The organism is Herbaspirillum sp. 1173 (assembly GCF_031455335.1).
Taxonomy (GTDB): domain Bacteria; phylum Pseudomonadota; class Gammaproteobacteria; order Burkholderiales; family Burkholderiaceae_D; genus Herbaspirillum; species Herbaspirillum huttiense.
In genome coordinates this window covers 32,023-45,389 of the sequence record NZ_JAVDSP010000007.1, presented here as the reverse complement: position 1 = coordinate 45,389, position 13,367 = coordinate 32,023, and the positions used below count along the sequence as shown (strand labels likewise).

The following is a 13,367-nucleotide window of genomic DNA, read 5'->3' as shown; positions in this document are numbered from 1 at the left end:
TTGCTTTTGCAGCGTCGTTTCGTCGCGGTCAGTGAGGTCGCACGTATCAACGCTTCAACTGCGACAAATCACGCACGGCACCGCGATCAGCCGACGTGGTCAGCGCCGCATAAGCCTGCAGTGCCTGCGACACCACGCGCTGGCGGTTGCCCGGCTGCCACGCGGCATCGCCACGGGCGTCCATCTCGCTACGGCGCTTGGCCAGTTCTTCACCGGAGATGCGCAGGTTGATGGTGCGGTTGGGGATGTCGATATCGATCATGTCGCCCTCTTCCACCAGGCCGATGGCACCGCCTTCGGCCGCTTCCGGCGACGCGTGGCCGATCACCAGGCCCGAGGAACCGCCGGAGAAGCGGCCATCGGTGAACAGCGCGCAGGCCTTGCCCAGGCCCTTGGACTTGATGTACGAAGTCGGGTACAGCATTTCCTGCATGCCGGGGCCGCCCTTGGGGCCTTCATAGCGCACGATGACCACATCACCGGCCTTGACCTTGTCGCCCAGGATACCTTCCACAGCCGCGTCCTGGCTCTCGAAGACGCGTGCGGTGCCGGAGAACTTCAGGATGCTTTCATCCACGCCTGCGGTCTTGACGATGCATCCCTTCTCGGCGATGTTGCCGTACAGGACCGCCAGGCCGCCGTCTTGCGAGTAAGCGTGTTCGCGATCGCGGATGCAGCCGTTGGCGCGGTCCAGGTCGCTATCTTCAAAACGCTCTTCCTGCGAGAAGGCCGTCTGCGTGGGCACGCCACCGGGGGCGGCGCGGAACAGCTTGTGCACGGCCGGATCGCTGGTGACGCGGATATCGAATTTCTCGATGGCTTCGCCCAGGGTCTTGCTGTGCACGGTCGGACGCGAGGTGTCCAGCAGGCCGGCACGGGCCAGCTCACCCAGGATGGCGATGATGCCGCCGGCACGGTGCACGTCTTCGATGTGGTACTTGTTGGTCATCGGCGCGACCTTGCACAGGCAGGGGACCTTGCGCGAGATGCGGTCGATGTCGGCCATGGTGAATTCCACCTTGGCTTCGTGGGCTGCGGCCAGCAGGTGCAGCACGGTGTTGGTGGAGCCGCCCATGGAGACGTCCAGGGCCATGGCGTTTTCCCAGGTTTCCTTGGTGCAGATGTTGCGCGGCAGGATGCTGTAGTCGTCCTGTTCGTAGTGGCGCTTGGCCAGTTCGACGATCAGGCGGCCAGCGCGCAGGAACAGTTCCTTGCGGTCGGCGTGGGTCGCGAGAACGGTGCCATTGCCCGGCAGCGACAGGCCCAGCACTTCGGTCAGGCAGTTCATCGAGTTGGCGGTGAACATGCCCGAGCAGGAACCGCAGGTCGGACAGGCCGAGCGTTCCACTTCGGCCACGTCGGCGTCGGAGATGTTCTTGTCACCGGCCTGGATCATGGCGTCGACCAGGTCGAGCTTGATGACCTTCTTGTCGGTGTTGACGGTCTTGATGACCTTGCCGGCTTCCATCGGCCCGCCGGAGACGAAGACCACGGGGATGTTCAGGCGCATGGCGGCCATCAGCATGCCCGGGGTGATCTTGTCGCAGTTGGAGATGCAGACCATGGCGTCGGCACAGTGGGCGTTGACCATGTATTCCACCGAGTCGGCGATCAGGTCGCGCGAGGGCAGCGAATACAGCATGCCGTCGTGGCCCATGGCAATGCCGTCATCCACGGCGATGGTGTTGAATTCCTTGGCCACGCCGCCGGCCGCCTCGATCTCGCGCGCGACCAGCTGGCCCAGGTCCTTCAGGTGCACGTGGCCGGGCACGAACTGGGTGAAGGAGTTCACGACCGCAATGATGGGCTTGCTGAAATCGCCATCCTTCATGCCGGTGGCACGCCACAGCGCACGCGCGCCGGCCATGTTGCGGCCTTGGGTGGTGGTATAGGAACGGTAGGTCGGCATGATGGGTGTCTCCTCAGGGCTGCTTAGGGAAAAAGGGAGCACAAGAGTGCCTTCGGGGAGAGTGTTTGTCCAATATATAATTCGATGCCTATTAATATCCGTTGGATATTATTCCAAAACAACATGGATAGCCTCTTCAGGCAAGCAAAAGGCCCGCACCATGGCGGGCCCTCAGCGCTTTCACGGCTCAGATGAGACTCAGGCTTCCTCTTCGGCCTTCCTCACGGTAATCGGTTCTACCACGCTCAGCAGCAGCACCAGGCACAGCAGCGAGGTGCCGACCATGTAGAGGAAGACACTGGTCCAGTCATAGCGATCCAGCAGCATGCCCACCGCCAGGGGGGCGCAAGCCCCACCGATCTGCCCCAGCGAATTGACGATGCCGAACGCGGTCGGATAGGTGGACTTGGTCGCCAGCCCCATCGGATAGGCGGAATACCCGGCAAAGCCGATGCCCAGCATCAGGCCCGACAGCATCAGCATGGCCCCGAGATACAGCACGCTGTCCGGCGCTTCCACCAGCATCAGCGTCATCACGGCCGTGCCCAGCGCACCCAGCAGCATCATGGGCTTGCGGCGGCCACCGAGCAGGCGATCCGAGATGATCCCGCCCAGCATGTTGCCGGCCACCGCACCGATGAAGGGAGCCGAGGCCAGGAAACCCATCTTCACCGAGGCAAACCCCTTGACCGTCACAAGGTAGGTCGGGATCCATGACATGAAGATGTTGCTGATGCCGATCATGCAGCCATAGCCGATGGCCACGCCGATCACGTTCCAGGAGGTGAAGACCTGGCGCAGCGTTTCCAGACGCGGCACGCGGCGGGTGCGGTTGATGCCGTCCAGCCAGGGCATCGGTGTCACTTGCGCGCCTTGGGCCGGGCGTGCGCCGCTGCTGGCCGGACCGGCCGACAGGTCCTGCGTGATGTAGCGGCGTTCGGCCTCATTGCAGAAGCGATTCTCGGCCGGCGAATTGGTCACCAGAAAGAACCACAGAATCGCCAGGAAAATGCCCGGCACCGCAAATACGTAAAAGATTTCGCGCCAGCCCCAGAGCTGGATGACGATGATGCAGACCGTCGGCACGATCAGCGGGCCGAGCTTGGAGGCGGCAATCCAGAGCCCGGTGGCAGTGCCCTTTTCCTCGGGCGGGAACCAGCGGTTGATGACGTTGGTACAGCCGATGCCCAGCGGACCTTCCGACAAACCCAGGCCGACGCGGTAGAGCTGCAACAGCAGCACCGAGGAGGTCGTGCCCATGAGGCCGGTGAAGAGCGAGGTCAGCAGCATGAAGACCGAAAACAGAATGCCGGTGGTCTTTTCGCTCAGGCGCTTGTACATCAGCCCGACCGGAATCTGCACGATGCCGTAGGCAAACGAAAACAGGCTCACGATCAGCCCGGCTTCGGTATTGGAGATGCCGTATTCCTTCTTCATGTACGGCAGGGCGATGCCGAAATTGGCGCGATCGGCGCAGGCGATGGCCCAGATCATGAAGATCAGGCCCATCACCACCCAGCGATAGCGGGTCGGTTTCTGCTGGGCCAGCGGTGCGGACGCGCTGGCGGCCGGGGCTGCGGATGAGGCGGATGCGGCGGAACTGCGGCGGCCGACCGGGTCGGCGGCGTCGACGTGATTCATCGTCGGACTCCTTGGGCGTGTCTCGTGTTTATCGTTATGGATGGCGGCAATGGCGTGGCACTGCCGCGCTCAGGACGGCAGCGTGCGGCCGGTCCGGGGTGATCCCAGGTTCATGCTTGTCTCCTGTGCGGGTGGCGGGCTTTGTTGTGTGTCCCTTGAGGGATCTGTTGACGCCCGGCATTCTTTGCGGCCCCTGCGTGTCTCGGTGGCCGACGCTGGGAATCATGGCGGCGGCCCTGCATGGCGTCCAATCTTTTCTGGCTATCAGGTGATGTGCGGATTGAATCGATACTGATACCGAATCAGTCACCATTTCGTGAATCAATTGATAGCCTTTTCGGATTGGACGCCCTGCCCGAATGCCCGCATCATCCGCCGGCATTGCCACCGAACGAGAAGGAGTCCCCCCATGAAACGCCACGTGCTGCAGCTCAATCCCATCCTGGTCCCGGCCATCAACGACAAGCTGGAAAGCCTCTATCACATGCACCGCCTGTTCGAGCAGGACGACAAGGAGGCCTACATCGAGCGCCATGGTGCGGTGATCGAAGGCGTCATCACCGGCGGCCACACCGGCATCAGCAATGCGCTCATGGATCGCCTGCCGGCGTTGAAGGTGGTGGCGGTCAATGGTGTCGGGACCGATGCGGTGGACCTCAACCATGCGCGCAGCAAGGGCCTGCCGGTGACCGGCACCTTCGGCGCACTGACCGAAGATGTGGCTGACCTGGCCTTGGGGCTGATGCTGGCGGTGAGCCGGCAGATCTGTCCGGGCCATGCCTTCGTGCAGCGCGGTGACTGGGTGCGCCATCCTTCGCCGACGGCCATTCCACTGTCGCGCCGCCTGAGCGGCAAGCGCGTGGGCATCGTCGGCATGGGCAAGGTGGGCCGCGCCATCGCCCAGCGCGCAGCGGCCTTCGGCTGCCCGATCGCCTATACCGACCTGCGCGCCATGGAGGACCTTCCCTACACCTTCCAGGCCGAGCTGCTGCAACTGGCGCGCGAGAGCGATGTGCTGGTCCTGGCGGCCGCCGCCGACAAGGCGCAAGGCATCATCAACGCCGCCGTGCTCGATGCGCTCGGACGCGAAGGCGTCCTCATCAACATCGCGCGCGGCAAGCTGGTGGTTGAAGAGGATCTGGTGGATGCCCTGCAGCGCGGCGTGATCGCCGGTGCGGGTCTGGATGTGTTCGTGGATGAACCCAACGTACCGGCGGCCTTGTTGCAAATGGACCAGGTGGTTCTGCAAGCCCATCGCGCCAGCGCCACCGTGGAATCGCGTACGGCCATGGGCGAGATGGTGCTGGCCAGCCTGGCGCAAGGTCTGGCCGGACAGCGGCCGGAGGGCAGCCTCACCACCTGAACAGGATCATGGCCGTGGCCGGGAGCGTAACTGCCTATAATGCACGCTCCCCTTACCGGCGAATCCCCATGCTCGATCTGGCTCAAGTCCGTTGTTTCGTGGTCGCTGCGACCGAACTCAATTTCCGTCGTGCAGCGGCGCTGCTGAACATGACCCAGCCGCCCCTGTCGCGGCAGATCCATCTGCTGGAACACAGGCTGGGCGTGCAATTGTTTGAACGGGTCGGACGCACCGTGCGCCTGACCACCGAAGGCCGGGTGTTCCTGGCCGATGCTTCACGCCTGCTGCAATTGTCGGAACAGGCCGAGAGCACGGTGCGCCGCGCCAGCCAGGGCAAGACCGGGCGGGTGCGGGTCGGCTTTACTGGTGCGGCCGGCTATGAGCTGATTCCTGAGCTGCTGATGCAGGCGCGCAAGAGCCTGCCCGAGATCGACGTGGTGCTGTTCGAACTGATTTCGGTGTCGCAATTGGAAGCCTTCACCGCCAACACCATCGACATCGGCTTCCTGCGGCCGGTCTCATCACGCCAGCCGCTGGAGTTGCAACTGGTGGATGACGAGCCACTGGTGCTGGCCATGCCGCAAGGCCACGCGCTGGCCGCGCATGAGCGCATCGCCACGGCCCAGCTCGATGGCCAGCCCTTCATCATGCATTCGCCCACGCATGGAAAATATTTCTACGAACGCATCATGGCCATGCTGGGTGCGGCGGACGTCAAACCGGATTTCACGCAATACATCGACCAGAGCCACACCATCCTGTCGCTGGTGCGTGCCGGGCTGGGCGTAGGCATCCTGCCGGCCTCGGCCCAGCGCTTCCATTACGACCGGGTGGAATTCCGTCCGCTGGCAGGCGAAGTGCCGCGTGCCGAGATGAGCATGGCCTGGCGTGCGGACCAGGACAATCCGGCGGTCACGGCCTTCCGCCTGATGGCCGCCGACTACTGTGCCGAACGCGCAGCCAGGCTGCGTCCGGCGGCACCAGCCTGATATCAGCCGCCCGCGCGGCTCAGGTGTTCATAGAGGATCGCCGCACCCACGCCAATCAACACCACGCCACCGATGATCTCGGCACGCTTGCCGATCAGGTGGCCCAGCACGCGGCCGACCATCACGCCGATGGTGACCATGGTGGTGGTGGCCAGGCCGATCAACAGCGCGGCTTCGAGGATGTTGACGTCGATGAAGGCCAGGCCCACGCCCACGGCCATGGCGTCGATGCTGGTGGCCACCGCAGTGAGGGCCAGCATGACCACGGATTGCTTCTGCGGGGTAGCACTGGCCTCTTCTTCCTCATCATCGTCGCTCAAGCCTTCGCGGATCATGCGCGCACCCAGCACCAGCAGCAGCACGAAGGCGATCCAGTGATCCCATTCCGAGACCCACTTGGTGGCGACAGAACCGGCGAACCAGCCGATCAGCGGAGTGATGGCTTCGATCACGCCGAACAGCAGGCCGATGCGCAATGCCTGCAGGAAGCGAGGCTTCTGCATGGCGGCGCCCTTGCCGATGGCGGCCGCAAAGGCGTCCGTGGACATCGCCAGCGCGAGGAGAAGGAGAGCGGGGAAATTCATGAGCGGGGATTCCTTGGCCGGGCGAAAAGTCCATGGACGCGCCTGCGCGCCCAGCCTGGCCGCAGGATACGTCTATGGTCTCGCCTACCTGGATGGCTACCCGCGCCACGGCAGCGATGCTGCCGAGAATGTTGACACGGGCTCTTCCGGATGACCCGGAAGCTGGCTACTCCCCAAAGAGAAGCCCGGATTTTAAACGAAGACGGCCGAGCTAGACAAGTTGTCGTGCCGGGTTCGTCAGAATGCTGCGGCGTACGCTACACAATGTATTGCCACATGGACATTTTGATGAAATGTACGACGCGACTCGCACAAGCACGCGCACCAGATCGTGAATGGTTCAGTCCAGCAAAGGAATGCGCGCACGAATCCAATCGAAGCGTGAAGGCGGGATCGGGATGCGGATATCCGGCCCAAACGCATTGGGCGCAATGATCTCCTCATCGTCGAATTGCAAGGGCTCATGGAATGAAATACCGGCTTGCCAATTAACCGAATAATGCCGCCGCGCCAGTGTTTCCCCGTGCTCGTCCAGCACGCTGAGTTCGAGCTGGTCATTGTCACCATCCTGGGGGCGCGGATTGGAACCGCATATCCGGATCTCATAAGTAACGCCGTTGAAGTCCTTGCGGCCTGCATTGAGCGTAGTGGGAGAATTGTAGAACTCGCAGCGGCCATATTGCGGGCCGAACAAACTGGTAGCAGAGACGATCAGCCCATACGAAAGCAACAGAGCATACGCAACGGTCGCGGTCCGATATCCACGTCGCAGAGAGGGTGATGCCACGACGGACGTTTCCCTTGCGATCCACGCCAGGAAGCCTAAGAGCGCAATGATCAATGCACCCGCTTGACTGATCGCCATGAGATTCCAGCTTGCATCCTCGCTGAGGTGCCACATCAGGACGGGAGTCCTGACACCGAACAGCGGTGGGACGATGAAAAGCAAAATCAGGATCGCCGGTGGCACAGCAACCACGAAGAGTACCGTGCAAAGGGTACCTAGCAGCAAACGCCTCACATAGGTTCCGGGGCGCAACATAGCGTCTCCAGCTTGAATCGAATAGCTTGTTTCAGCTTCAGATACTTCGGTTTTGAATACACCATGAAATCGCCACCTTGCTCGTGCCGTTCTCGCCATTCGTTATACGTTCGGTTGAACACGGGAAAATAGATGTCTTTCGCGCGCTGCCTGCGTATCCACCCTTGCCGGGTATCAACCAGCATTTCGATTCCTTTATCGGTGAGATAGGGAGTGTGCAAACCGCTGCGATCTTGTTTGGCACTCCCTAAATCTGTTTGTACGTCCACATGAAGATTCCACGTAGGTGGAATCACTTGCGCCAGATATCTCCCATCGACCCGATCACTGAACATGCCACCCACGGTAACGATGACGCCGGTTTTATTCCAGTGGCCGAGATACTGTGACTTGACCTTGCCATCAGCGTCATTGAATGAATAGTTATCTTTGACATAGACGAAGACGTGGGTGATCTCCACGATGGGATCCATACAAAACGTCTTGGTTCTTCCTTTGTTGTCATATCGATGGTACCGCTCGCCGGTCACTGTGAAATTACCCACAGCAGCATAGATATTGAAGTTGGCCAAAGCACCAGTCAAATCCGACATGGCATTTCCATTTGCCGTATCGGAGGTCGACACCGCGACGAACTGGAATTGCCAGTCGTTGGCAAACTGTCTCAAGTCCTTGGTTTGATCGCCTGTGTTGAAGCTCATTGCGCTCATGCTCTTTTCTGCAAATGCCTCCCTTAGATAACGGCTGATTTTCTTGCGAAGTACCAGCAAACTGTTTTCGCTGTAAATCCCCGTGGAAAGCAACTCTTCATACCGCTGCCTGACCTTTCCAAATCCCAAGACCCAATCCAGGGTGACGGTCGTATCGTCGATGGGTTGTATCGAAGAACTGTCATCGTCATAGACATGTCGCTCCCGACCAAACCAGCTTCGTGCCAATGCAGCTGCGACGGGCCATCGTATGTTCTCCATCGCGATGGGGACATCCTGAAGATCAAACACGGGGGGCTTATCACAGGTCTCGATAGAGTCTTCTCGGCCTGATACCGCTTCAGGCAATACTTCGGAAGATTTCTTCCGGCTGCGGTCAGCCAGCTCTTTTTCTTGGCCTTTCGTCATTGGGGCCTGTTGTTTCTTTTGCTGCCCCTCTCGAGAGGAAGGCACCGAAGATTTCTTTTCGCGACCAGGAGGCAGGCGGTCCAGACTCACGCCCGAAGGGGAATCAAGGGGAACACATCCGCGCTCAGTGCGACGAAAGCGCAAAATATTTCCACCGGAACCGCGAGAGTAAGCATCGAGCTGGAAGTAAGGTAATTTTCTTGAACCCATGGAAATTCTCGAAAGAAGAGAATTTGCGATGGTATTTCTTGGCAGATAGCCAATTCAAGGTAGTTGAAGGTCGCCAGAAATGAACGTTTTGGGTAGCCCCCATTTGCCAGGTGTCATATCAGGCAACCTGATGCATGAGAAATTCATGGATCGGTTCAAGCGAAACGAAACAGATGCAGCGGTACCCCGTTCATGATTGTTCCACCGGATCCACATGCGTCATCACATCCAGCACAGGATGCGCTTCCAGCACCCGGCGCCGCGCGTCGATGGCAATGGCATGGCCTTCGGTGACGGTGAGCGTGCCATCGATTTCCAGATGCACGTCCACCAGCGTGAGATCGCCCATGCGCCGCGTGCGCAAGTCATGCACCCCCTGCACTCCGGGCGTGGCGAGGATGGTAGCGCGGATGGCCTCGCCTTCTTCAGCGGACACGGCGCGGTCCATCAGGTCATGCAGCGCGCTCCAGAAAAATCCCCAGCCGGTGCGCACCACCATCAAGCCCACCACCGCCGCGGCCACCGGATCCAGCAAGGTGAAGCCCGCCAGGCTGCCGACGATGCCCAGCGCCACCACCAAAGAGGAAGCCGCATCCGAACGCGCATGCCAGGCATTGGCCACCAGCATGCTGGAACGCACGCGCTCGGCGATGCGCAGCATGTAGCGGAACAGCAGTTCCTTGGCCAGCAAGGCCGCCAGCGCCACCCACAAGGCCGCCACATGGACCGGCGGCGTCTCGCCATAGTGCTGGATCTTCTGGGCCGCCGACACCAGCATGCCCAGGCCCACCGCCAGCAGCAATGCACCCAGCGCCAGCGAGGCCGCCGTTTCGTAACGCTGGTGACCATATTGGTGATCGTCGTCAGCCTGCTTGCGGCTGTGATGGCCCGCCAGCAGCACCACGAAATCGGAAATGAGATCGGACAGCGAATGAATGCCGTCCGCAATCAGGGCCTGCGATCCGGAGAACACGCCGGCCGTGACCTGCAGCATCACCAGCGCGATGTTGACCACGATGCTCACCAGCGTACTGGTGCGGCCAGCGCGATAACGGGCCGCACTCAATGCCTCATCGCGAGGATCTTCCCCCTTGAAGTCTTCTATTTGGGTACTTAACATAAAACTAACGATAAGAGCCTAATCTAGAGCCAAAATTGGCAAAACTTGTGCTATCGAACAAATTACTGGATCATCTTGCCACATTACAATGTCATCCGTATTGCGTCAGGGGGACTGCCGCCGCTTTTTTGCCGGTGCGGTCAGCAACGCGCCGGATCACGGCCCGCACCTCCATCGCACGACAAGACATCCCCGCGTACCTGGCTGGCGCCATGACACGCGAGCGATCCGAGACAGACCCGGTGCAGCCTTACATCGAGGAACAGCATGAACCAAGCAACTCCGCAACCGCTGTCGTTTGCGTTCGACAGGGCCAGCGGCGAACTGAGCGCCACCTGGCAACCCATACAGGGATTCCCGCCGCTGACGCTGGCCTTCCTGAAACAGGCCATGACCGATCATGGGCTGACCAAACTGTTTTTCCAGGATTCGGTCCTCAATGGCTTCGTGCGCAAGGCCGAGGATGCCAAGGAACCCGTCACCCAGGTCATCGCCGAACGGCGCGATGGCGAATTCTCGCTGGATGTGTCCGATGACCTGATGATGGCCTCGCTGACCCTGGTGCCGCCCTACGGTGGCCGCGCCAAGAGCGTGGAAGTGGTCAACGCCATCCGCGCCGCCGGCATCACTTACGGCATCCTGCACGAGCAGCTGCGCGGCGCGCTCTCGGCCGGCTTCTGCAACAAGCTGGTGGTGGCGCAAGGCCTGATGCCCACGCCTGCCGAGCCGGCCCGTTTCGAGAGCCTGCTGGAAGAGAAGGAAGAAGAGCTGGCCGACATCGACGAAGATGCCGTGGTCTCCTATGCCGACATGGGCCACATCCTGCTGGTCAAGGTCGGTGATCCGCTGATGCGCCGCACGCCACCGGTACCGGGCCAGGATGGCATCGACATCCGCGGCGGCAAGGTGCCGGCACGGCCGATTGCCGACGTGCCCTTCGCCAAGGAATGCATCGGTGCCGAACCGAGCGAGGAAGACCCCGACCTGCTGGTGGCCATCGTGCCGGGCCAGCCCACGGTCATCAAGAATGGCGTGAAGGTCAACCCGGTGCTGGATGTGGAAAACGTCGACCTCTCCACCGGCAACCTGAGCTTCGAAGGCACGGTGCGCGTCTCCGGTGACGTGCTTACCGGCATGAAGATGAATGTGGGCGGCGACGTGGTCATCAACGGCACCGTGGAAGCGGCCGAGATCGTGGCCGGCGGCAGCGTCACGGTCAAGGGCGGCGTGATCGGCCACAGCGAAGGCGTCACCGCGCAAGCCGGCACCACCGCCATTGCCTCGCGCATCAGTTCGCAGAAATCGGTGCAGGTGATGTTTGCCGAGAGCGCCCACATCGAAGCTGCCGACGACATCCTGGTACTCGGCAACGCCCGTCACTGCGAGCTGCTGGCCGGCAACGAGATCACGGTCGGCAAGGGCAATCCGCGTACCGGCCACATCATCGGCGGCCGCGTGGAAGCGACCAACATCATCCGCGCCAACGTGATCGGTGCGTCCACCACCACGCATACGCGCGTCCAGGTCGGCCTCGATCCGTATCTGGAAGAGAAGATCGCCATCAAGGAACAGGAATACACGCGCAAGGTGGCCGAGCTGGATCGCACCATCAAGCAGCAGAGCTATTACAAGCTCAATCCCGAAAAGGCCACCCCCGAATTGCTGCATGAGACCAGCGACAAGCGCAAGGCGCTGGCCTACGAGGTCAAGGTGCTGCTGGAAGAAGTGAGCCAGATGAAGGAAGGCATGGTCGCTGCCGAGGACGCACGCATCATCGTCGCCAAGGCCGTCTACGAAGGTACGGAATTGCGCATCGGGCACGAAGTGTGGCCGGTGCAATCCGACCTGGGTGGCGGCACCGCACAGCTGTTCGAAGGCGATATCCGCTACAACCCGAAAAAGTAGTTTTCCAAGGTTTTTCTTGTTTTCCGCCAGCCTGTGGATAAATCGTTTATAGCATTTGCACTTCGGTTATCCACAGGCCGTTCCGCGCTCACGCACTGATAGCTCCCGCTCATGCAAGACCTGCTCCCCCATCCGGACCTGGCGCAACTGCGCGCCCTGGCGGCCGACAGTGCGGCCATCACTATCGATTGCAATTGCCGCGCGGCCGACAGCAGCGGCTGGATCAGCCTGCCGCTGTCGCTGCCGGAAACGCAACTGGTGGACGTGGCCACGCTCATTGCCGATCCCTACGACGAACCGACCTTCACCGAATACCATCCGCAGGGCACCCGCTACGCCTCGCCCGAGGCTCCCATCGCGCCGGCCTGGTATCCGTACAACCGCTGCAATATCGCGCGTTGCACGCAATGTGCACGCCACTACCTGCGCTACATGGAAGCCGGTGGTTATTTCGTGGATCGCCGCATCCGTTCACTGAATGCTCCGGCGCTGATCGTCGAGGCGGCCTGAAAACCGCTCCCGCTGTGCTGTTCAGCCCCGGCTCAAGCGGCTGGCCATCAGGATCTGGTACAGCGTATCCGCCGGCCGCGACAAGCGCCGCGCGGTGAGCGCCACATATTCCACATCCGGCAGGCGCGGCAGCGCCGCATGATTCAACGGCACCACAAGATCACGCGAGGCCAGATGCTGCGGCAACGCCGCCAGCCCCAGCCCGCCGCGTGCCGCCGCCATGCAGCCCGCATGACTGCCGCTGGTGCAGACGATGCGCCAGTGATGGCCTGACTTGCCCAGTGCCTGCAAGGTGGCCGCACGCGTGATGCTGGGCTCGGGCAGCAGGATCAGCGGCAAGGGTTCGGTGAGGTCAACCAAGGTATCGGGCCGCGTGAGCCACTGCATGGGCGTGGAGAACATGCTGTGCCCGCGCGATTCGCCGGCCCGCCGCTTGCCGACCAGCAAGTCCAGCTTGCCTTGGTCCAGCGAGGCATAGAGCTCGCTGGTGAGGCCGATGGTGATTTCCAGTTCGACTTCCGGATGCTGGCTGCGAAAGGCCGCCAGCATGTCCGGCAGCGGGCCCATGGCGAGGTCGTCGGAGGTGCCGAAGCGCACCCTGCCACGCAGGCGCGGGGCGCTGAACTGCGCTTCGGCGCGGGCATGCGCCTGCAGGATCAGGCGCGCATGGACCAGCAGGCTTTCACCATCAGCGGTCAGTGCCAGCGAATGCGTATCGCGCACGAAGAGGCGACGGCCCAAGCTCTCTTCCAGGCGGCGGATGTGGTCGCTCACCGTCGATTGCGTCAGCCCGAGCTGGCGCCCGGCCTCGGTGAAGCTGGACGAGGTCGCGGCAGTAGCGAAGGTCTGGAGCCAGAGCGGATTGAGCATGAGGCCATTATCATCGGAGTTTCCGATGACAGTCAACGTGATCAGAGGGGTTCCCGATGGCCGTGCGCTTTCCTATCATGAGGGCAAACCCGAATCGTCCCTTCAT

At 61.6% G+C, this 13,367-nt stretch carries 11 protein-coding genes and 1 riboswitch; of the genes, 4 read left to right on the top strand and 7 right to left on the bottom strand.

The window, feature by feature from the left end; translation table 11 throughout:
* Positions 1–46 precede the first annotated feature (46 nt).
* The gene (gene ilvD / locus J2X56_RS20440; protein WP_121042856.1) at positions 47–1,909 is read right to left on the bottom strand and encodes a dihydroxy-acid dehydratase; all 1,863 of its coding nucleotides are present in this window, start codon (positions 1,907–1,909) and stop codon (positions 47–49) included.
* A 198-nt stretch (positions 1,910–2,107) separates the two neighbouring features.
* Complete coding sequence (locus J2X56_RS20435) at positions 2,108–3,550, bottom strand: MFS transporter (protein ID WP_209568106.1); 1,443 nt, start codon at positions 3,548–3,550, stop codon at positions 2,108–2,110.
* A gap of 409 nt (positions 3,551–3,959) precedes the next feature.
* Here J2X56_RS20435 and J2X56_RS20430 point away from each other — a divergent pair, with 409 nt between their 5' ends.
* Positions 3,960–4,913 carry a 2-hydroxyacid dehydrogenase gene (locus J2X56_RS20430; protein ID WP_121042854.1) on the top strand — a complete coding sequence of 318 codons (954 nt, stop codon included), beginning with the start codon at positions 3,960–3,962 and terminating at the stop codon, positions 4,911–4,913.
* Positions 4,914–4,981: 68 nt separating this feature from the next.
* Positions 4,982–5,902, top strand: coding sequence for a LysR family transcriptional regulator (locus J2X56_RS20425; protein ID WP_121042852.1), 921 nt, complete (start codon positions 4,982–4,984; stop codon positions 5,900–5,902).
* A gap of 2 nt (positions 5,903–5,904) precedes the next feature.
* Here the strand turns inward: J2X56_RS20425 and mntP are convergent, their stop codons facing one another.
* The 4 genes from mntP to J2X56_RS20405 form a co-directional block, all read right to left on the bottom strand.
* Positions 5,905–6,486 (bottom strand): manganese efflux pump MntP, encoded by a 582-nt coding sequence (gene mntP, locus J2X56_RS20420; protein WP_121042850.1) that lies wholly within the window; start codon positions 6,484–6,486, stop codon positions 5,905–5,907.
* Positions 6,487–6,494: 8 nt separating this feature from the next.
* A riboswitch (yybP-ykoY riboswitch) is annotated at positions 6,495–6,675 on the bottom strand.
* A 151-nt stretch (positions 6,676–6,826) separates the two neighbouring features.
* Entirely contained in the window at positions 6,827–7,528 is a 702-nt protein-coding gene (locus J2X56_RS20415; protein ID WP_121042848.1) for a hypothetical protein, read from the bottom strand.
* Complete coding sequence (locus tag J2X56_RS20410; RefSeq protein ID WP_134040273.1) at positions 7,504–8,856, bottom strand: DUF6402 family protein; 1,353 nt, start codon at positions 8,854–8,856, stop codon at positions 7,504–7,506. Before J2X56_RS20410 ends, J2X56_RS20415 begins: the two co-directional genes overlap by 25 nt.
* A 190-nt stretch (positions 8,857–9,046) precedes the next feature.
* Positions 9,047–9,976, bottom strand: a complete 930-nt coding sequence (locus J2X56_RS20405) for a cation diffusion facilitator family transporter (protein ID WP_134135572.1) — start codon at positions 9,974–9,976, stop codon at positions 9,047–9,049.
* Between the two features lie 267 nt (positions 9,977–10,243).
* On the opposite strand from J2X56_RS20405, the gene J2X56_RS20400 reads away from it, so the two are divergent.
* Both J2X56_RS20400 and J2X56_RS20395 read left to right on the top strand, forming a co-directional pair.
* Positions 10,244–11,881 (top strand): DUF342 domain-containing protein, encoded by a 1,638-nt coding sequence (locus tag J2X56_RS20400; RefSeq protein WP_121042842.1) that lies wholly within the window; start codon positions 10,244–10,246, stop codon positions 11,879–11,881.
* Between the two features lie 111 nt (positions 11,882–11,992).
* On the top strand, positions 11,993–12,391 hold the full coding sequence (locus J2X56_RS20395) for a hypothetical protein (RefSeq protein ID WP_121042840.1): 399 nt from the start codon (positions 11,993–11,995) through the stop codon (positions 12,389–12,391).
* A gap of 21 nt (positions 12,392–12,412) precedes the next feature.
* Here J2X56_RS20395 and J2X56_RS20390 read toward each other — a convergent pair whose 3' ends face one another.
* On the bottom strand, positions 12,413–13,261 hold the full coding sequence (locus J2X56_RS20390) for a LysR family transcriptional regulator (RefSeq protein WP_034331884.1): 849 nt from the start codon (positions 13,259–13,261) through the stop codon (positions 12,413–12,415).
* Positions 13,262–13,367: the final 106 nt, after the last annotated feature.